Source organism: Shewanella sp. (assembly GCF_047975355.1).
Taxonomy (GTDB): domain Bacteria; phylum Pseudomonadota; class Gammaproteobacteria; order Enterobacterales; family Shewanellaceae; genus Shewanella.
The window spans coordinates 193,619-211,687 of sequence record NZ_JBKEDJ010000013.1 but is presented as its reverse complement, the minus strand read 5'-3'; the positions used below and the strand labels follow the sequence as shown (position 1 = coordinate 211,687).

Here is an 18,069-nt window from a genome sequence, read left to right as displayed (position 1 = left end):
AAAACTCAAATATGGGCGGACAATAATAATCTATTTGCCCAATATGTTTGCCTCACAGGTTATAGTACCCTAAACAGCCAAGAAAGAGGGGATCACCTTCTTTTGGGTTGAGTTTGCGTTTGCCATGGCGGGAAATTTGCCTTGAGGCATGGCAAAGGCATCAAACCTGATCTGACTTCATTCTATATCATTTGCGACATAATATGTCGACGTTTAAATTTGTTAGGGATTATTATGGCCGTACAAAAAGACAGTAATAAGTCATTGTCTCCCCTCATCAATCAAGCCGCAGAGCGGCATTGGGCGCGCCTCGCCGAAGTATGGTCAGAAGGTCTTGCAAATTTAACGCCTGCGCAGCAGCAGGAACTAAAAAACGTTTTAGGATTAAGCGATTATATCGCAGCGCAGTTAACTCGGTCACCCGAGTGGATTAACACTTTATTCGCGGGTGAATTGCAGCAAGTGGAGCGGCAAACCTTTGATGCCCAATTACACGAGCAGCTAAGCAATGCGGCGACTGAAGAGCTGGCAAAACGCGAGTTACGCCGATTCCGCAATTATCAAATGGTGCGTTTAGCCTGGCGTGACTTTTTAGATTACGCCAGCTTAGAAGAATCACTGTTAGACCTCTCGGCACTCGCCGAAGCGTTAGTGATAGGTGCAAGGGATTGGCTCTATAAAGAAATGTGTGCCCAATATGGCACGCCAATGGATAAGGCGGGCAATCCGCAGCCTTTGCTTATTTTGGGCATGGGCAAGCTCGGTGGGCGTGAGCTTAACTTTTCCTCCGATATCGACCTTATTTTTACCTTCCCTGAACATGGCGAAACCGTGGGTGGGCGCCGAAGCCTCGATAATCAACAGTTTTTCATCCGTATGGGGCAGCGGCTAGTTAATTTACTCGACCAAATTACCGTCGATGGGTTTGTGTTCCGCGTCGATATGCGCCTGCGTCCCTACGGCGAGAGCGGTCCATTGGTGGTGAGTTTTAGTGGCCTTGAAGATTATTACCAAGAGCAAGGGCGCGACTGGGAACGCTATGCCATGGTCAAAGCCCGTTCGCTTGGGCCTTGGAACCATTTTTCCGACGAATTACACAGCTTACTGCGCCCCTTTGTTTATCGCCGCTATATCGACTTTTCGGCGATTGAATCCCTGCGTAAAATGAAACAACTCATTGCCCAAGAGGTGCGTCGCCGTCAGTTAACCGACAATATTAAACTCGGTGCTGGCGGGATACGTGAGGTAGAGTTCGTGGTGCAAAGCTTCCAGCTGATCCGCGGCGGTCGTGAGCCAGCCCTGCGCCAGCAGAGCCTATTCGGTGCAATGGATACCCTTTACAGCCTTGGACAGTTTGAATACTTAGCGGTCGATGAGCTAAAACACAGCTACTTATTACTGCGCCGGGTCGAGAACCTGTTACAGGCGATTGATGATAAGCAAACCCAAACTCTGCCAAATAATCCCCTCGATTGGGCAAGACTTTGCGCAGTGTTGGATATGACCAACGAAACCGATCTCCGCTTTCATATCGAGGCGGCGATGGCGAAAATTCATCGTCATTTTAAAGCCACCGTTGGCGGTGAAGAGGGCGAAGAAAAAGCAGAACATTGGACTGCGCAGCTGTGGAATGTGCAGCAGGACGACCACGCGATTAACCTCCTAGCCGAGCAGCAGATTGACGACGATAAACTCTGGCCTATGCTCAGTAGCTGGCGCGACACAGTGACGAAACGCTCGATTGGTCCCCGTGGCCGTGAGACCCTGGATAAATTAATGCCAAGGTTGCTCGACGAGTTACTCAATCAGCCGAGCCCTTCAGCGGCCTTCGAGCCCGTCTCAAAGGTGCTGGAGCAAATTCTCACGCGCACGACCTATCTTGAGTTATTGTGCGAAAATCCCGGCGCACGGCAACAGCTCGTGAGCCTGTGCTGCGCCAGTCCCTGGATTGCGGCGCAGCTCGCTAAATTCCCTATGTTGCTCGATGAGCTTATCGACCCTGCGCATCTGTACGATACAACCTCGCTCGATGATTATCCCAGTGAGTTGCGCCAATATCTGCTGCGAGTACCTGAGGATGATATGGAGCAGCAAATGGAGGCGCTGCGCCAGTTTAAGTTGTCACAACAACTGAAAATTGCCGCCGCAGATGTGACAGGCGTTTTACCTGTGATGCAGGTGAGCGATCACTTAACCTTCTTGGCTGAAGCCATTATCGAGCAAGTGGTGATGCAGGCGTGGCAGCAAGTGGCAGTGCGCCATGGTGTGCCCAGTTATCTTGAAGAAGGCAACGACACAGGCTTTGCAGTCATAGGCTACGGCAAATTAGGCGGCATCGAACTCGGGTATGGTTCGGATCTGGATTTGGTCTTCCTCTATGAAGCGCCCGAAAACATGGCCAATAGCTTAACCAATGGTGATAGACCAATAGAAATAGGTCATTTTTATTTGAAACTGGCCCAACGTATTCTGCACTTATTCTCGACCCGAACCACCTCGGGTGAGTTGTATGAAGTGGACATGCGCCTGCGTCCGTCTGGCGCATCGGGCTTAATGGTGAGTGAGATTGCGCGCTTTGGTGAGTATCAAGCGCAGGAGGCGTGGACCTGGGAACATCAAGCCTTAGTGCGTTCACGTTTTGTATTTGGCGATAATAGTTTAGCCGCCAAATTTAGTCAGATCCGCGCATCAGTGCTTGAGCAGCCAAGGGACAAGGACGAGCTGAAAAAGGCCGTACGTGAAATGCGCCAGAAGATGCGCGACCATTTACTCAAGGTCAGCGAAGGCGAATTTGACCTAAAACAGAGCCCTGGCGGGATCACGGACATTGAGTTTATCGCCCAATATTTAGTGCTTGCCAATGCCCATGAGTATCCCGAGTTGTCAATTTGGTCTGATAACGTGCGTATCTTTGGTGTGCTGGCCGAGCTTGAGCTTTTGCCGCTGATGAGCGCGCAGCATTTAACCCAAAGTTATTGTTGGTTAAGGGATGAAAATCACCGTCTAACCCTACAGCAAAAATCAGGTAAGTTAGCCTACGATGAGGTGGCAGCTCATGCCGAAAGGATACTAACTATCTATCAGACCATACTTGAGTAGGACCGCGTGAGCTTTGCAGTTAGTCTAAGCTTGTTAGAGAGCCATTGGCGGAGTGTACTATGCAACTACCTCCTATTCCTGAGAATGAGTTACAACGTTTAGCCACCCTAAGGGCGTTGAATATACTCGATACCGATGCCGAGGAAAGGTTTGATCGTATCACTCGTCTTACTCGGCGGATCTTTGCGCTTCCCATTTGTCTTGTGACTTTAGTAGACGCCAATCGCCAGTGGTTTAAATCCCGTCAAGGTTTAGAAGTAGTAGAACAAACGCCTAGGGATATTTCCCTCTGCGCCCATGCAATTAATCACAACGGTATTTTTATTGTTAACGATGCCTTGAAGGATTCACGCTTCCACGATAATCCATTAGTTACTGAACAGCCACATATTCGTTTTTATGCGGGTTATCCCTTAACTATTCATGGGGAGTATCGAGTCGGGACACTGTGCTTAATCGGCAATGAGCCTCGGGAATTTAGCGGTGATGATATTGAAACCTTAACGGATCTCGGCCAGATGGTTGAGGCTGAGTTGCTCTCTATCGCGCAAAATACCTTAGATCCACTGACCATGATCTCCAATCGCCGTGGGTTTGAGTTGCTTGCTTATCAATCGTTGGCAAGTTGCCATCGTACGAATGCCGAGGCGGCCTTAGTGTTTTTTGATCTCGACTTTTTTAAGGAGGTTAATGATGGTTTTGGCCACCGCAAGGGCGATCAATTGCTCTATGATTTTGCCCATATTTTGATGGCGGCTTTTAGGGAGTCCGATGTTATTGCACGACTCGGCGGTGATGAGTTTGTGGTGCTGTTAAGCTTTGTACATCGTGACACTGTTAATTTTGCCATTGAGCGTTTTAAACTATTACTTACCCAATATAATCAACAGCATCCTGAGCTGCGTCCTCTAGCAACTAGTATCGGCATTGCCCATTGGTCGCCTGAGTCTGATATCAATCTCGATGATTTACTTGATATGGCTGACCGAGCCATGTATCGAGAGAAAGCAGTCCATCACTCGCATAAGCCTTAGCTTTTAATATAAAAAAGGGAGACATGAGTCTCCCTTATAAAAGCTTTATCCCGTAATTTGCATTACCCAGTGTTGGTACAAAGGCAAGCCAATTAACACGTTTACAGGGAAGGTAATGCCAAGTGATGCCAGCATAGCAAGTCCAATATTCGCCTCGGGAATAGCGGCGCGTATCGCCGCAGGTGCGGCAATATAAGAGGCGCTGGCACTTAAGGCCGCAAGCACTAGGATACTTCCAGCAGGTAGTGCTAACCATAAACCCACAGCAATGCCTAACCAGGCCAAGATAAAAGGTGTCGCTGCGGCAAACACTAATAAGCGCCATTGCTGGAGTGGCAAAGGCAAACAAACTTTTGCAGTAACTAAGCCCATCTCTAGTAAAAACAGCGCCAATAGGGTTTTAAAGCCACCAATCAAGACGGGTGTGATTGGGGCAAGTCCTGTCGGACCATAGAGCCAACCTATAATGACACCGCCGACTAATAGCACCACGCCACGGCTGGTTAAGGCTTCGTGCAGTATGCTCGATTGATGGGCATTAGGCTTGGCATCTTGCCCCGATTGTTTTGCACTTAAGTATCTGTGCAGCCAAAGCATAATCACAATCGCGGGCAGCTCGAGCAGCACAAGATACAAGGTCGTTTCGGGCCTTAATGCCATCCCTGATTTTTCTACCATGGCGAGGACAACGGCGAAGGTACCCGCGCTCACCGAACCATAATGGGCGGCGATACTAATAGCATCGGTTCGACCGAGTTGCACTAAGCGCGTCAGCACAGGGTAAAGCACTAAGGGGATCAGTAAGCCTAAGGCGACCACAGCAACCAATTCAGTGATCACTAGGTTTTGGGTATGACCGTGCAGCGCCATACCGCCCTTGAGCCCTAAGGTCAGCATTAACAAAATCGATAGGGTTTCGTAGATGGCGGGGGGAACCTTAAGGTCGGATTTGACTAAACCGGCGAGTAAACCTAAGGCGAAAAACGCAATGACAATATCTGGCATAAGTATCTCATTAATAACGACATCAACAGAATAATGCGCCGAGAAAGTTCCACGGGCATCGATGGCTGGAGATTCTGAACCCAATTCGCTATATTGAAAAATAAATTGTTTGCAGATTAGGTATAGATAAAAATCTATGGATAAATCATCCCAAGGCCAACTTAAACTTCGGCACTTAAGCTTTCGTTTGCTCGAGGTGTATGTGCAGGTGGTTAGGCTTGGCAATATCTCGGCCGCCGCGCGCGCCTTGCATCTCACCCAGCCGACGGTCTCGCTACAACTGAAGAAATTGGCGGATATTTTGAGTGAACCTCTGTTGGTAAGCGCAGAGGGGCGAATGCAGCCGACCTTAGTCGGGCAAGAGCTCTATCGGGTCGCCTGCGATACCTTGAGTCGTTTTGAAGACTTTGATGCCTTTATCCAGCAGGCGAGGGGCGGCAGTGTGGGCCATATCAATATCGGTCTAGTGACTACGGCAAAATACGTGATGCCTCGGATTCTAGGGGCCTTCTATCGCCAATTTCCGCAGGTCAAAGTCACCCTAAATATTGGCAATCGTGCGCATATTTTGGGGCGATTCGAGCGCCAAGAAGATGATTTATATCTCTTTAGTCATCCGCCAAGTGGTGAGCATGTGTTATCGGCGCGGATCATTAAAAATCCGCTGCAACTGATAGCCCCTAAGGATCATTGGGCGGTTAAGTGCCAACATCTCAACTTTAGCGAGTTGAAACAAGAGCGCTTTATCATGCGCGAGCCGGGCTCAGCCACACGGCTGATGTTTGAGTCTTGGTGTAGCGCCCAAGGGATAGCCTTGAGCGACACTATGCAAATTGAGAGCAACGAGGCGATTCGTTTAAGCGTGGCGTCGGGCTTAGGTTTATCGGTGATTTCGGCCCACACTTTGCAGGAAGGCCGTGAAAAACCAGCAGTATTATCGGTGAACGGATTTCCACTGGAGAGTAACTGGTATCTGGTGGGGCGCAGAGACAGGCGTTTACCCTATGCCGCTATGCAGTTGGTGTCGTTTATGGCAAGCCAACTTGCCGACTGTATTGAACCTGAGTGGGTTGCCGCGGATATTCAGCAGTTAAGTCAGCGATTTAATGGATGAAACGAGGCATCTTGGTGCTTCACTGAAGATAGGGCAGTTTAGACAAAATAAGTCGGCACTGGCCTTTAATATTGTGAAATGGCTCGGTGCGGCTTGAATCGGATCCACGACGCCGCAAGCCTAGTCTTTTGGGATAATTCACCAATATTCATCTTGATATCGCTTTCTTCGTGATGTTAACCATGGTCATTGGTGTGATGATTCACTCAATACTATGCTGGCTCATCTCAATGAGCCGACTATAGGTGCGGCGAAACTCAAAACTGAGGGCACCGCCTTGGTAGAGTTCACTCAGTGGCACGTCGCAACTTAAATATAAGCTCACCCTTTGATCGTATAACTCATCGATAAGGCTGATAAAACGCCGTGCGGGGTCATCGTTGGCGGCGTAGGACAGTTGCCGCTCTCCCGTAGCGGCCGCTTGATTGTCGCCTGTGCCATCTTCAGTGCCGCGGGCGCGGATCCAACCTTTTACTTCGCCCCCGAGTCTGGGCACATTGCTCAGCATTAACACCTTAAATCGGCTCGCAATTTCAATATAGTCGAGTTGCGAGCGCGGGCCATCGCACAGGGCATGAAAATCAAACCAGGCGACCGAAGGCTGCTGGCCTTCAGCAGTGGTGCGCACGACAGGGATATCCCGCTGACAAACGCGCAGCGTGCTGGTTTCAAACGCGGGGGCGCCATGCGTCAGCGCCGTAAAAATAGCCTCGAAATCCAGTGTGCCAGTCAGGCCAATATTCTTTGAGGTGGCGGCAATAGCCTCTGCCGACGGTTCGTTATTCAAGGCGTGCAACCTGTGGTCTTGCTCGCCATTCAGATGCAGCATTTGGGTATGGGCTTGGAGCAGGGCAATGCAGGGTAAAAATCTGTGTCTGGCGAGGCCATTTTCATATAAGCGTTCGATGGGAATGTTGGATGTGGCAACTAGTACCACCCCTTGGGCAAACAAGGTTTCAAACAAACCGGCGAGGATCATGGCATCCCCTATGTCTGAGACAAAAAACTCATCGAAACAGAGTACCTTGCACTCCTGCGCTAAATTTTTTGCGATCAGCTTGAGGGGATCGCGCTGCCCGGCATGTTCTTTTAAGGCTTGGTGTACCCGCGCCATAAAGCGATGAAAGTGCAGTCTAAGCTTTCCCTGTTGTGGCAGGGCATCGAAGAACAAATCCATAAGAAAGGTTTTACCCCGGCCGACATCACCCCACAGATATAAGCCTTTGATTGGCTGAGCGTCTGTTTGGCCAATAATCTGCTGATACAGCTTATCTAAGGCGAGTACCGCCTGTGTCTGTGCGGGATCCTCAATTAGCTCGGCGCCGATCTTGGCCTGATAAATGGCCAGAGGTGATTGAGGGGCGGTTACCGTTGTGAGCGGGTTTAAGACCATGGAATTTGTCATCAATTGAGTCAGTGTTATCTCTTTGCGGCAGCAAGCTTTGGCTTATTTCGTGTGAGGTGTTAAGCCTAAATCTGCTGAAAAACCTTGCCAGCCTAACACAGTTAATCAGCGGACTAAAATCTTACCTAAAACCGACTCAAGTCAAATATCAAAGGAATCCAATGCTTTATTCTTCAGGTATTTTCACTTAACATCTTTTTCACAAAAATAATGATATGGAATTAAACCTATGGGTAGCAAAGGTAATGGTGTCACTTTTATCAGTGCCTCAACCTCCATTGAGGGCGAGATGCAACTGGCGGGCACGGCATTAGTTGCGGGGAAATTAGCGGGGAATATCCGCTGCGCCGGACAGATTAAGATCGAGCTTGGTGGTGAAGTTTCGGGTGAGCTCTGCTGTGATGAACTGAAAGTCTGCGGAGTTTTTCGCGGCAAGGTGCGTTGCAATAAATTAGTGATTGTCAGCTCTGGCACGGTCGAAGGCGAAGTGCTTAGCCACCAATTAGAAATTTATGAAGGCGGGCAATTTATCGGTCAGCGCATCATCGGCCAAGAGCTGGAACATCTACCCGAGCTATTGCAAACCTTAGCGCCAGAAGGTAGCGCCAAAAATACCAAAACCGCTCAGACCAATGCCTTGTATGCTCGGGATAATCAGCCGGGTGCGCGCAAATGGTTGCCCTATGGCGCCGCGGCCGCCGTTATTGTGCTGGTCAGTGTCATAACACCAGCAAAGTTAACTACTTGGCTAAGCACCTTTGGTCAACCAGCGGCCATTACAGCAAATACTGCGCAGGGCGATGCTCTGAATAGTGAATCTCTGCTGCAATCCCCCGTGAAAGATGACTCGCTCGCCAAGGATAGCGGTGTAGCAAGCGATAACGACACGCAAACGGCTTCAGCCATAGCATTGGATTACCACGATGGCAGCAATCCAGAACACCCAAGCGAAGGGCATCCTAATATGGAGCCTGGCGCCGCCATGGAAGACTTAGCGCAAATGGAGCAAGGCCATGCCCAGATGTTACAACAGGGCACGGCGAGCGATGTACCTAGCGGTAAACTCTAAAAATTAATCGTTTACTTTGACCACCTCTAGCTGCCAGCCCGGCAGCTTGTGGGTGAGATCGGCCGTTATCCTATCGACATCCCCCCGTAAAATCACCAGAGGTTCACCGCTAAAGGCTTGCTGAGTTAATTGCTGCAACTGTGCGGGCGTGAGGTCCTGCAGCTTAGCGTTCATCGCTTGGTTCGACTGGGGATCTAATCCCAACACGAGTTGATGAATAAACTGGGTTTCACGTTGGCTGGGATTGTCTTGGGTTAACAGCGCTTCGCCAATCAGATAGGTTTTAAGGGCGGCAATTTCCCCATCGCTCGCGGGCGTCGAGGCTAGCAGCTTGAGATGATCTAAGATCCCCACCACAAAGGCGCCCGTGTGCTCTATCGCCGTACTGCCATAAAACTTGATGCTGGTGGCGAGCGGCGCATTAGCACATTGGCCGTAAATGCCATAGGTTAAGCCCCGCTGTTCACGTAAGTCGTAATAGAGCCGGCCCGAAAAGCTGCGCCCCAAGATGGCGGCTAAACTGCGGCAAGCGAGTGGAATATCTTGTGCTGATAAGTGTTTATCGTCGAGGGCATAACCGATCCGTACCTGAGTTTGTACACTCCCCGACGCATCAATCAGATAGATAGTGTGGGACTGCTTTATCGACGACGTCGCTCTGTTAAGGGATTTTGCTTTAGTTGGCACTGTGGACAAGCTTAAGTTTGTATCACCCGGCCACAGGGCGAGGCTTTGCTTGAGATCAAACTCGGCTTCTTCAGCCTCTGTGCCTTCTAAAAACAGGTGCCACTTTGCTTGGGCAAACGTGCGCTGCTGCAATTGCGACAGTTCACTTAAGGTGAGTGAGTCGTACAGAGCCTGATTATTGATGCTCTGATTATAGGGATGTGCCACCCCGAGGAGTTTATCGCGCCAGACTTTATCAATTTCGGCGCCACTAAAGGCATTCAAGTGCTTATTGAGTTTTAATTGGCGGCGGATATTGTCGATATCGACCGCTGCCACTCCATGTTCGCTAAACGCATCGGCTTGCCAAAACTGTATCAATAGGCGGTAGAGATGATTAACCGGCATGGGGCAGGCTAGGCTCAGATTGATACTGTGCAGGGTAACGCGAGTCTCGAAGGTTTCAAGGCAGGCATCGGGTTGGTTGAGCGCCAGACTACGGGCTTTCTCCTGCAGGGCGAACTGTAAAATATCCGGATTTTCGAAGGGCATGCTGGGGCTGATGGCGACGAGGCTCACCCTGTTACTCAGCCCTTGGCTGCTGTTTGCTGTGTGGAGCTGGTAGGGGAGTGTTAGGCCATCGGGCACCACATCGATAAAAGCCGATTCTGTGGGTAGGCGGATCAGCCCCACCTCCGGTAGTTGATTATGGGTATCGAAACTTGCCAAACTGGACGCTTGAGTGGCGGTAAAGTTAAGTTGGGTCTGTTGGCAGGCCATTAGCGTGATACCGACAAGGCCAAGGCTCATGGCTTTTAGGCCTTTAAGGAGAGTTGGCGCTATTGCCAATCTACTGAATGGAATCGTTTTTATCATAGTACCGCGTCCTCAAGGCTATCGCTCACACCCGATGGCAGCCACTCCAGCAAAGTCTTGCCAACGCGGATATACCAAGGCGGTAACAGGTCGACCCTGACCATGTTGGTGCTAAAGTATCGCGTGGCAACCCGTTGAAGATCTTCTGTCGTCACTGAGTTAATCCGTTGCCATTGGGCCGTTAAGGGATGCATTTGGTCTTGTTTCGCCGTGGCGGATAGCAGGGTGGCGAGTGATTGAGTGTTATCGAGCTGCGCTAACTGATTGTTCAGCCAAGTTTGTTTCAGTTGGCACAGTTCAGTGTCGTTCAATGGTGCCTGCTGCACTTTGGCAACCACGCCTAAAACCTTTTCCGTTAAGTCGTCGAGGGAGGTTTTGGCCCTAGGCACTAAGATCAGATTGGTTATGCCATGATTTTCCAACTCAAAAGGCAGTGAATAACTCAACATTTGCGCCGGATCGTGCTGGCTGATTTGCGCTATGGCGCTGCGGGTATTTTGGAATAAATAGCCTTCGAGCAGGCGAATAGCAGCAGCGTCGGGATGATTTTTACCCACTGTATGCCAGGCGAGCAGTAAGCCGGGCCAAGGACCTCGCTCATCGATAAGCTCTGCATGCACGGGTTTAGGCGTGATTGTCAGTTCATCAAATTCGGCTATGGGCTGATTAGGCGTGGGCCAAGCATTAAAGTGTTGTGCTATAAGCGACTTGATGTCGGAGGGTAGTTTGCCGACCAGGGATAACTGCATCGCATCGGGACGATAATGGGCGCGGTGAAAAGCGGTTAAACGCTCGGGACTCGCCTCGGTAATATCCTCACGACTGCCAATAATACCGTGGCCGTAGGGCGTATCCTTCACCTGCTCCAGCAGAAATTCCATCGCACTGCGCACATATGGCTGGTTATCTATGGTTTGCGCCATTTCTTGGAGCACGGTTTCCTGCTGATTCTTCACCGTAGTCTCGTTCAAATCAGGGCGAATAAAACGATCGGCCTCGAGGAACAACCCCAAACCTAGAGCTTGGCTGGGTAGAGTGACGTAATAATTGGTGTAATCGAAGTGGGTGCTGGCGTTAAAACGCGCCCCAAGGGCACTTAACTGCTGGGCATAGCTGTCACCGGTCGCTTGTTCGCTGCCCTTGAAGAGCATGTGTTCGAATAAGTGCGCATAGCCAGTTTGGCCCTTGGCCTCATTGCGCGCGCCGACATTAAATTGGCTGGCAATGGTCAAGGTATGTTTATCCGCTTGCGGCAAGAGGTGCACAGTGAGGCCATTGGCTAAAGTGTAAGTCTCAATTTGCGACTCGAGTTGATACAGGCGCTCGGCGCCCGTTATCTGGCACTGCGCCTTAAGCGAAGGGCTAAGCAACGCGATAACTAGGCCGAAATAACCGCTAAGGTATGGTCTCATTTAGCATCCTATCTAAATTACCCTCTGAAGGCTTTCATCCGTGTGCTTGTGTGAGCAGCTTAACCCACTCCTCTGATTTCATCTAAATCAGTTGAATAGCATTCAGTTTTTTAAAAGAACTGCTATGATGGCACAGTTCTTTTTCTGGCATAAGTACAAGATATGGTAAGCAGATCTCCGTTCGAATCCTTTCAGTGGAAAAGCGATATTTTTAACTGTGAAAGCACTGATATCGATAATTTTTATCTACAGCTTGAGCAGGAAATGTCCCGTTTGGGAATGGTTGAGAAAAAACTCGGTGAAGTCGGTAAGTACAGTGTCAGTCTGTATCAATCTCCCGCCGCTAAGTCTGGCTTACCTTCGTTATTGATCAGCGCTGGGTTTCATGGTGAAGAATCCGCAGGTCCTTGGGGATTGCTGCATTTTTTAAGTGAAGCGTCAGCGGATTTATTTGAACGGGTGAACTTGAGTATTCTGCCTTTGGTGAATCCAACGGGCTTTAAGCGTGGCCATAGATTTAACAAGTTTGGCGAAAATCCCAACCGTGGCTTTGTGTTTGAAAACGGTAAACCTAAGGCGAACGAGAGTACGTCTGTTGAAGGTAAGCTGCTGTTAGAACACGCGCAATTACTCATTGGTGCGAGCCGAGACGGTATTTTAACTTGCCACGAGGACGTTCTGAGCCGTGATGCCTATGTGTATTCCTTCGAACCAAGCCAAGTGCCGGGACGTTTTAGTCTCGATTTACGCGATACCTTAGGCGGTTATTTTCCTATCGCGGCCGATGGTGAAATTGATGGTTGCCCAGTTAAAGATGGCTTGATTTTTAACCACTTTGATACCTCATTTGAGGCGTGTTTAGTGCGTAGTGGCGCGCGTGTCGGTGCCTGTACCGAAACCCCAGCATTGCAAAACTTCGACCAACGCGTCTTGGCAAATAGCGCGGCAATGACCCATTTCTTAGCCCTTTGCGCACCGTTATGCGATTGATTCGATAAGTTTTATTTCGATTGAAAAAATACCCGCCTAGGCGGGTATTTTTATGGGCGCAGCGGCATCAACCGCTGCAGTCTATTACTGGTTGCCGATTACTGATTAATAATCGTTGGCACGCCAGTACGTTCATCGAGCAGCTTTTTAATCACCGCTGAATCGGTATCGGCCTTGGCAATAAACTTGGCAATATCTTTCGGTAAGGTCAGAGAAACTGGCTCTTCTGATTCAAACTCTGCAATGGTGCGAGACAGTGGCTGATGCACGGCTAAGTAGCGCTTACCATCGGGCTCTTCGGTCGCTTTAATCGGTTGGTTCACAAATTGTACTCGGGTACCCACTGGAACCGTTTTGAATAAGTGTTCAATGTCATCGTGGCGTAAACGTACACAGCCTTGGCTGACACGTAAACCAATACCGAAGCTGGCGTTGGTACCATGGATGGCATACAAGTTACCTATGTAGAGCGCGTAGAGTCCCATAGGGTTATCGGGACCCGCTGGCCATACCGCAGGCAGAATTTCGCCCTTTGCGGCATATTCTTTACGAATACGTGGGGTTGGTGTCCAAGTCGGATTAGCGCGTTTACGTTGCACGCTGGTGACCCAGTTTTCTGGGGTATCTTTACCAATCTGACCAATACCGATAGGCAGCACTTCAACTGTGTTTTTGCCTTTTGGATAGTAATATAGGCGCATTTCGGCGACGTTGATCACTATGCCTTCACGCGGCGCATTTGGCAAAATGAGCTGTTGAGGAATTAATAGCTTGCTGCCTGGTGTTGGTAGGAAAGGGTCCACGCCAGGGTTTGCTTCCAGCAAGTTGCTTAGACCGAGTTGGAATTTAGCGGCAATATCTTCGAGGGTATGTTTACCCTCTGGCACTGTGTAATACAGGTTTTCGCCAACTAACCGACTCTTCGAAGACGGTAAAGGGTATTCCGTTGCTAAAGCGGAGAGACTCGGAAAAACCAGAGTCAATAATAAAGCTGTGGTGCGGAGCATACTCATAAGCGGATACTACGATTCCTGTTAATAAAATAACCTGTTTTACGCGGCTTTTTCTCCCCAAAACAGGGAGGCAAATTGTCGAGCAAAGTGCACTGGCGCGCGAAGCTCGCATCCTTCCTTATTTTGGCCATTATTTCAACTGAAATATGATCCGTACGGCGTATTTATCACTTATTTTAGCGTTAAGCGTTTAGCAAGGCGATGTAGATTGCCCGGGTCGAGTCCTAAGGCTCTGGCCGAGGCGGCCCAATTGCCATTATGCGCCGTGAGCACGTGCTTGATGAAGTCACGCTGAAAGGCGTCGGTCGCTTGGGCTAAACTGGCTCCTTCTAACGGGCGATGCTGTGTTTCGTTTACGCTTAAGCTTGCCGATGCGTTTGTCTCTACAGGGTTTTGTTTAAAGGGTAAATCAAAATGTTGTGGCGCTATGGTACAGCAGCCATCCTGCGCCGATACTCGCGCCAGTACGGTCGCCCTATGGATGGCGTGTTCGAGTTCGCGCACATTGCCCGGCCACGCGTATTGATTGAGCAGCATTAAACTACTGGGGCTGAAATTAAGCTGTTTCATCCCGAGTTTTTGTCGGTATCGCTCGGCAAAGAATCCACTCAATAAGGTGATGTCCTGCTCGCGCTCCCGCAGTGGAGGCACCAGCAGGGGAAACACACTCAATCTATGGTAGAGATCGGCCCTAAAACGGCCTGCGAGCACTTCTGTCTTCAGATCCTTATTGGTGGCAGCAATGATGCGCACATCGACTTTAAGGCTGCGATCATCACCCACTTTTTGAATGTCGCCATATTGCAAAACCCGCAGCAACTTGGCCTGTAGCGTGAGGGGCAGTTCGCCAATCTCATCTAGAAAGAGTGTGCCCTTGTCGGCCATTTCAAACTTGCCACTGCGATGGCTAATGGCGCCAGTAAATGCGCCTTTGATATGACCAAAGAGTTCACTTTCGGCAACCGATTCAGGGAGCGCAGCGCAATTGAGATAAACCAAGGGTTTGTGCTTTCTCGCCGACTTTTGATGGATTGCCTGGGCGACTAATTCTTTGCCTGTTCCTGTCTCCCCTAAAATCAGTACGTTAAGGTCGCTATGGGCAACGACCTCTATTTCCCGATTTAAGCTTTGCATCTGGGGCGAATTGCCAATGATTTCGGCCTCATGGTTAAGCTTAGGGCTATTTTCCTGCACATGGGTCAAGTGGCTATTGAGTGCCATGCGCTCCAGTTTTTCAACCAGCAGGGCGTTGCTTAAGGATGCGGCGGCAATCGCGCTTAAGTTGCGCAGCTCGGTATTACTGAATTGATCGAACTGCAGGGGATTAAAGGCATCGATAGTCACGGCGCCGATAAGCTGCTCATCGGCAAACAAGGGCAGCCCAATACAGGCATGGACCTTCAATGCCCCGATTTGATTGGGGATCTGTCCATCGTAAGGATCGGCAAGTTCACTATCGGCAGGGAAGCGCACTATATCTCCCGCACGGGCGATGGCTTCAAGCCTTGGATGTTCATTCAGGATAAAGCGTCTACCGAGCACATCCTCGTTCAAACCGTCGATGGCCAGTGGGGTAAAATAGTGTCCATGGAAGGTGAGTAACGCTGCCGCGTCACAGTGTAGGTTGGCTCTCACAGTATCGAGCAAGCGTGAGAAGCGGTCCCTGTGGGCTAAACTTGAGGTGATATCGAGGGCGATACGGGTAAGGTCGGTTTGACTAAGGGCCATAAAAACTCCTGCTGCGAGGCTCCTATGATTTATAGCATTGATTGTTATATTGACACAGGTTGTTTAGACACTGCTAACCGTTAATGCGGTATGACTATAAGAGCGAGGCAAACGACAAACGGCGCAGGCCGTAAAACTAAGCAACCAAGGTGCCTAAACGACACCTTGATATGGGCTAAAACGATTTAATCGCTGTGATTAGTGGTCGGTTTGTAAGAGTTCCTCTTGCACTTTTGCAGGTTTATTCAGGGCTTTTCTGAGCAAATCGAGCAAGAAGGCGCCCATTAAAAGACCACCTACGCTGAAGATGATATCCCCAAACATACGCATCCAAACCAGTCTCTCAACCAGTGGACTATGGATCACCTCTGGTGAACGGGCGAACCAATATCCATGGTCGATGACAGCAAAAAACTGTGTAATACCAACGGGTAATAGTGACATAAATACCATAGCCGCTAGGCCAATATTGAGGCTCCAGAATGCGCCTTTGAGCATTTTGTCATTCCATTGCATATTGCCGGTGAGGCCCCTTAGGCAGAAGAGCATCAAGCCCATGCCGAGCATACCGTAAACGCCCATAAAGGCAGCGTGACCGTGGGTGGCTGTGGTGTTCAGCCCTTGAATATAATAGAGCGAGATAGGTGGATTGATTAAAAACCCCAGTATACCCGCACCGACTAAGTTCCAAAACGCGGTCGCCACAAAGAACATAATCGCCCAGTGATAACGCTGCATCCAGCCACTGGCTTTACGCAGGCGGTAGGTTTCCATCGCTTCAAAACCAATAATGGCGAGGGGGACGACTTCTAAGGCTGAGAAGATGGCGCCCCAGGCGATCACCGAGGTGGGTGTGCCAGTAAAGTAGAGGTGGTGTAAGGTTCCAATCAAACCACCTGTTAAGAAAATCACTGTCGTAAATAACACCGCACCATTGGCACTGCGGCCGCGGATTAAGCCTAAACGTACCAACATCAAGGCAATAACGGCGGTGGCAAAGGTTTCGAAGAAGCCTTCAACCCACAAGTGTACTACCCACCAACGCCAGTATTCGGCGATGGCTAAATTGGAGTGTTTGCCCATAAAGAGGCCGGCGCCATAGAACAAACCAATCGCCACGCAGGAGGCGTAGAGCACCCAGATGACGGGGCGCATCTCGCCTTGAACCTTGAGTGCAGGTTTGATGGCGGCAGTGACCAGGGCAAGCCAAATCAATAATCCGACGAGGAGTAAGATTTGCCATACTCGACCGAGATCTATGTATTCATATCCTTGATGGCCAAAGAGGAAATTCATATCGAGGTCAAAATACTGCTGTACTCCAATCCATTCGCCCGCCATGGAGCCAAGCACTACGACCACTAAGGCAACCCACAGCACGTTAACGCCGAGACGTTGATATTTGGGTTCATAACCCGATAAGGCGGGAGCGATATACAGCCCTGTGCCTAACCAAGCCGTGGCTATCCAAAATACGGCTAATTGGGTGTGCCAGGTACGAGTGACTGAGTAGGGGAGTATTTCTGAAATCGGAAAACCGTAAAACTCTTGGCCTTCTACAGCATAGTGTGCCGTGATCCCGCCGAGTAAAATTTGCAGTAAAAACAAACCAATCGCCGTGATGAAGTATTTGCCAACAGCTTTTTGTGAGGCGGTTGGCTTAGTGTGAAACAGCGGATCTTGTTCCGAAGGCTTGGGCAGGCTTTCATGTTTGCCGCTTGCATGTTGCCAGATCAATCCGCCAATCCCAGCAATTAAGGTCACAATACTGAGTATCGACCAGACGATATTATCCGAGGTCGGTGTATTGCCTAGTTGGGGATCGAAGGGCCAGTTATTGGTGTAGGTATAGGGGGCATCTGGGCGTTCGGTGATTGCCGCCCAAGCTCCCCAAAAGAGGAACGCATTGAGTTGTTCGCGACGGGCGAGATCGGGCACTGTGCCCTCTTTCATGGCGTATTGTTCACGAAGGCTGCTGAGCTCTGGATCGCTCCCAAACAGAGATAAATAATGCTGCTCGGCCTTATTTATCGCCTTGATACGAGTGTCGGACAAGCGGATCAGTACAGTGCCATCGGCCTGTGGCTCGACGCTGTTATGGCGTAAATCTTCCCTTAAGGCTTGTTCAAGCCCAGCTTTTTGTTGGGAGTTTAATTGGGCAAACTGCGTTTGATATTGCTGCTCAGCGCGAATATCGAGCCAAGCTTCGGCTTCTCTGTGTAACCAGTCGGCAGTCCAATCCGGGGCAACATAAGAACCATGCCCCCAAACCGACCCCAGTTGATGACCGCCCATGGAGCGCCAGACCAATTGGCCTTGTTCGATATCATTTTCGCTAAACACAACCTGACCATTTACATCCGTAAATGCATTGGGTATTGGCGGTTTTTCCCGATAAATTTCACTGCCTATGCTTAGCAGTACAGTGAATGAAGCGATCAGCACAATAAACAGTGCGATAGCGGTGAGTTTTTGTTTGCTCATAAGTCTCCTTGATGCAACGTCATTTTGATACGTTTCACTTGCTATTGCGCAATACGTGCCAAATATTTTTGTTGTTGAAAATAAAGGAGAATATGTTTTTTATCTGTGATTTATTGTCTTTATGATACTGATTTTGGTTGTATATATGACAATTATTGTCTTTGTGACAATATT

At 49.6% G+C, this 18,069-nt stretch carries 12 protein-coding genes; 5 read left to right on the top strand and 7 right to left on the bottom strand.

Features of this window, described 5'->3' with window-relative positions; translation table 11 throughout:
- The first annotated feature begins 234 nt into the window (after positions 1 to 234).
- Together glnE and ACK5NH_RS06125 are read left to right on the top strand one after the other, a co-directional pair.
- Positions 235 to 3,099, top strand: a complete 2,865-nt coding sequence (gene glnE, locus ACK5NH_RS06130) for a bifunctional [glutamate--ammonia ligase]-adenylyl-L-tyrosine phosphorylase/[glutamate--ammonia-ligase] adenylyltransferase (RefSeq protein WP_416918369.1) — start codon at positions 235 to 237, stop codon at positions 3,097 to 3,099.
- 59 nt (positions 3,100 to 3,158) lie between these two features.
- Complete coding sequence (locus ACK5NH_RS06125) at positions 3,159 to 4,133, top strand: diguanylate cyclase domain-containing protein (RefSeq protein ID WP_416918367.1); 975 nt, start codon at positions 3,159 to 3,161, stop codon at positions 4,131 to 4,133.
- 45 nt (positions 4,134 to 4,178) lie between these two features.
- Here ACK5NH_RS06125 and ACK5NH_RS06120 read toward each other — a convergent pair whose 3' ends face one another.
- Positions 4,179 to 5,138 carry a sodium-dependent bicarbonate transport family permease gene (locus ACK5NH_RS06120; RefSeq protein ID WP_416918365.1) on the bottom strand — a complete coding sequence of 320 codons (960 nt, stop codon included), beginning with the start codon at positions 5,136 to 5,138 and terminating at the stop codon, positions 4,179 to 4,181.
- 136 nt (positions 5,139 to 5,274) lie between these two features.
- Between ACK5NH_RS06120 and ACK5NH_RS06115 the strand changes: the two genes are divergently transcribed.
- A complete protein-coding gene (locus tag ACK5NH_RS06115) occupies positions 5,275 to 6,252 on the top strand; it encodes a LysR family transcriptional regulator (protein WP_416918363.1) in 978 nt (325 codons plus the stop codon).
- Between the two features lie 202 nt (positions 6,253 to 6,454).
- Here ACK5NH_RS06115 and zapE read toward each other — a convergent pair whose 3' ends face one another.
- The gene (gene zapE, locus ACK5NH_RS06110; protein WP_416918361.1) at positions 6,455 to 7,657 is read right to left on the bottom strand and encodes a cell division protein ZapE; all 1,203 of its coding nucleotides are present in this window, start codon (positions 7,655 to 7,657) and stop codon (positions 6,455 to 6,457) included.
- 229 nt (positions 7,658 to 7,886) lie between these two features.
- Here zapE and ACK5NH_RS06105 point away from each other — a divergent pair, with 229 nt between their 5' ends.
- Positions 7,887 to 8,726 carry a bactofilin family protein gene (locus ACK5NH_RS06105; RefSeq protein WP_416918359.1) on the top strand — a complete coding sequence of 280 codons (840 nt, stop codon included), beginning with the start codon at positions 7,887 to 7,889 and terminating at the stop codon, positions 8,724 to 8,726.
- Between the two features lie 3 nt (positions 8,727 to 8,729).
- Here the strand turns inward: ACK5NH_RS06105 and ACK5NH_RS06100 are convergent, their stop codons facing one another.
- Entirely contained in the window at positions 8,730 to 10,268 is a 1,539-nt protein-coding gene (locus tag ACK5NH_RS06100) for a M16 family metallopeptidase (protein WP_416918357.1), read from the bottom strand.
- Positions 10,265 to 11,680 carry a M16 family metallopeptidase gene (locus ACK5NH_RS06095; RefSeq protein ID WP_416918355.1) on the bottom strand — a complete coding sequence of 472 codons (1,416 nt, stop codon included), beginning with the start codon at positions 11,678 to 11,680 and terminating at the stop codon, positions 10,265 to 10,267. The genes ACK5NH_RS06100 and ACK5NH_RS06095 overlap by 4 nt, the downstream gene beginning before the upstream one ends.
- A gap of 162 nt (positions 11,681 to 11,842) precedes the next feature.
- Between ACK5NH_RS06095 and ACK5NH_RS06090 the strand changes: the two genes are divergently transcribed.
- Positions 11,843 to 12,670, top strand: coding sequence for a M14 family metallocarboxypeptidase (locus ACK5NH_RS06090; RefSeq protein ID WP_416918353.1), 828 nt, complete (start codon positions 11,843 to 11,845; stop codon positions 12,668 to 12,670).
- A 98-nt stretch (positions 12,671 to 12,768) separates the two neighbouring features.
- Here the strand turns inward: ACK5NH_RS06090 and ACK5NH_RS06085 are convergent, their stop codons facing one another.
- The 3 genes from ACK5NH_RS06085 to ACK5NH_RS06075 all read right to left on the bottom strand — a co-directional run bounded on the left by ACK5NH_RS06085 (position 12,769) and on the right by ACK5NH_RS06075 (position 17,895).
- A complete protein-coding gene (locus ACK5NH_RS06085) occupies positions 12,769 to 13,683 on the bottom strand; it encodes a L,D-transpeptidase family protein (protein WP_416918351.1) in 915 nt (304 codons plus the stop codon).
- A 171-nt stretch (positions 13,684 to 13,854) separates the two neighbouring features.
- On the bottom strand, positions 13,855 to 15,411 hold the full coding sequence (gene norR, locus ACK5NH_RS06080) for a nitric oxide reductase transcriptional regulator NorR (RefSeq protein ID WP_416918349.1): 1,557 nt from the start codon (positions 15,409 to 15,411) through the stop codon (positions 13,855 to 13,857).
- Positions 15,412 to 15,609: 198 nt separating this feature from the next.
- The gene (locus ACK5NH_RS06075) at positions 15,610 to 17,895 is read right to left on the bottom strand and encodes a nitric-oxide reductase large subunit (protein ID WP_416918347.1); all 2,286 of its coding nucleotides are present in this window, start codon (positions 17,893 to 17,895) and stop codon (positions 15,610 to 15,612) included.
- Positions 17,896 to 18,069 lie beyond the last annotated feature (174 nt).

Coding starts and splice junctions, on each gene's coding strand:
- glnE (WP_416918369.1), top strand. CDS start 235: ATGGCCGTACAAAAAGACAGTAATAAGTCATTGTCTCCCCTCATCAAT.
- ACK5NH_RS06125 (WP_416918367.1), top strand. CDS start 3,159: ATGCAACTACCTCCTATTCCTGAGAATGAGTTACAACGTTTAGCCACC.
- ACK5NH_RS06120 (WP_416918365.1), bottom strand. CDS start 5,138: ATGCCAGATATTGTCATTGCGTTTTTCGCCTTAGGTTTACTCGCCGGT.
- ACK5NH_RS06115 (WP_416918363.1), top strand. CDS start 5,275: ATGGATAAATCATCCCAAGGCCAACTTAAACTTCGGCACTTAAGCTTT.
- zapE (WP_416918361.1), bottom strand. CDS start 7,657: ATGACAAATTCCATGGTCTTAAACCCGCTCACAACGGTAACCGCCCCT.
- ACK5NH_RS06105 (WP_416918359.1), top strand. CDS start 7,887: ATGGGTAGCAAAGGTAATGGTGTCACTTTTATCAGTGCCTCAACCTCC.
- ACK5NH_RS06100 (WP_416918357.1), bottom strand. CDS start 10,268: ATGATAAAAACGATTCCATTCAGTAGATTGGCAATAGCGCCAACTCTC.
- ACK5NH_RS06095 (WP_416918355.1), bottom strand. CDS start 11,680: ATGAGACCATACCTTAGCGGTTATTTCGGCCTAGTTATCGCGTTGCTT.
- ACK5NH_RS06090 (WP_416918353.1), top strand. CDS start 11,843: ATGGTAAGCAGATCTCCGTTCGAATCCTTTCAGTGGAAAAGCGATATT.
- ACK5NH_RS06085 (WP_416918351.1), bottom strand. CDS start 13,683: ATGAGTATGCTCCGCACCACAGCTTTATTATTGACTCTGGTTTTTCCG.
- norR (WP_416918349.1), bottom strand. CDS start 15,411: ATGGCCCTTAGTCAAACCGACCTTACCCGTATCGCCCTCGATATCACC.
- ACK5NH_RS06075 (WP_416918347.1), bottom strand. CDS start 17,895: ATGAGCAAACAAAAACTCACCGCTATCGCACTGTTTATTGTGCTGATC.